This window comes from Alcanivorax sp. HI0083, assembly GCF_001635175.1.
In genome coordinates this window covers 1-1,540 of the sequence record NZ_LWFX01001534.1, presented here as the reverse complement: position 1 = coordinate 1,540, position 1,540 = coordinate 1, and the positions used below count along the sequence as shown (strand labels likewise).

The following is a 1,540-nucleotide window of genomic DNA, read 5'->3' as shown; positions in this document are numbered from 1 at the left end:
ACCGTGCTGGCCCGGCAGGCCGACGATTACCGTTACGTAACGGTCATGTGGGCGGCGCTGTTATCGTTGCTGGTGCCGGCGGTACTGTTGTTCCTGCCCGTGTGGCTGACTCCGTTTGAAGCCTTGCTGCTGCAGTGGGGCGTGTTGCTGGTGCTGGCGGTGCTGTTCCGCNTGAAGCCAATCCAGTTCCGGCTGGTGCCCCGGCGTTTGCAGCAAGCCCGCGCCGCCAGTCTGGCGCGCCAGGCGTTTCTGCAGCAGGGGCTGCATCGCACCAAGGGCGCCACCGGCGTGCTGATCTTTGTCAGCGAAGCCGAGCATTATGTGGAGATCCTTGCGGATCAGGGGATCGCCCAGCATGTGCCGGACAGCGAGTGGCAAAGCATGGTGGATGCCTTTATCGCGCACCTGAAACGCGGTGACGTGGCGAAGGGGTTCCAGGAGTGCGTGGCCGCTTGTGGCGATAAACTGGCTGCTCATGTGCCCGCCACTGAGCAGAAAAACGAATTGCCCAATCATCTGGTTATTCTCTGATTTCGGGTAATGTTCAAGAAGGGGCCATGTGGCCCCTTTTTTATGGTTCTTTGCGGATGAACGTGAAAAACACCGGTTGTGCCTGATTGATCATGGCGTTGCCAGAAATGCCGGCATTGCTGGATGCCAAACGCCTGATGCTCGAGGTTAAATAAGTCGGCTGATGCGCTGGAAGGCTAAAGCGACGAACTGGGGAGCCTCTGTAAAACGCCCAACAGCACGGCTTCTACTGATTTTGTGGGTAGTGATGCTTGCATCACGAATAACGTTGGAGTGTGGCAGGCTCCTTCTCGCAGTAGCAAGGGGGGCAGAGGTGACCAAGAGTACAGTCGGGATGCAAGCATCCTCTCCCACAATATCTACAACGCACCGCAGAAGGGGCAGGCCGGGCGCCGAGCGTTTGGCAAAGTGCCGGGTATTCGCGAACCGATCAGATGGCGAGAAGCGTGTTATTCACTCTCGTCCGTGAAGAGCCTAAAAAAACGGCGCCGCTCTGACTGCGTTCACGCAGCAGAGACGGCGCCGTAATGTAAGCCTTGAAAATTACTGGTCGCGCAGTTCGCGGCGCAGAATTTTGCCCACGGTGGATTTGGGCAATTCCGCATGCACGATCACGTGCTTGGGCACCTTGTAGGCGGTCAGCTCCTCGCGGCAGAAGGCAATAATGTCGTCCACCGGAACGTCTTCCGACAGGGCCACATGGGCACACACGGCTTCGCCGGTCTTGTCGTCAGGCTTGCCGACCACGGCCGCTTCCACAACGCTGGGGTGACGACTCAGTACGTCCTCGATTTCGTTGGGGTACACGTTGAAACCGGAGACGATGATCATGTCTTTCAGGCGATCGACAATCTTGATATTGCCATTTTCCTGCACTACACCCACGTCACCGGTGCGGAAGAAACCGTCCTTCATGGACTTGGCCGTTTCTTCCGGACGATTCCAGTAACCCTGCATCACTTGCGNCCCGCGGNTCACCAGTTCGCCCACTTCGCCAATGGCCAGTTTG

Annotated in this window: 1 protein-coding gene and 1 pseudogene; one reads left to right on the top strand and one right to left on the bottom strand. The window is 57.8% G+C overall.

The window, feature by feature from the left end; all coding sequences use genetic code 11:
• Positions 1-531, top strand: a 531-nt coding sequence (locus tag A3754_RS23070; RefSeq protein WP_063521453.1) for a TPM domain-containing protein, incomplete at its 5' end; no start/stop codon positions are given.
• A gap of 543 nt (positions 532-1,074) precedes the next feature.
• Here A3754_RS23070 and A3754_RS23065 read toward each other — a convergent pair.
• Positions 1,075-1,540, bottom strand: a pseudogene (locus A3754_RS23065) (AMP-binding protein); the annotation flags it as partial.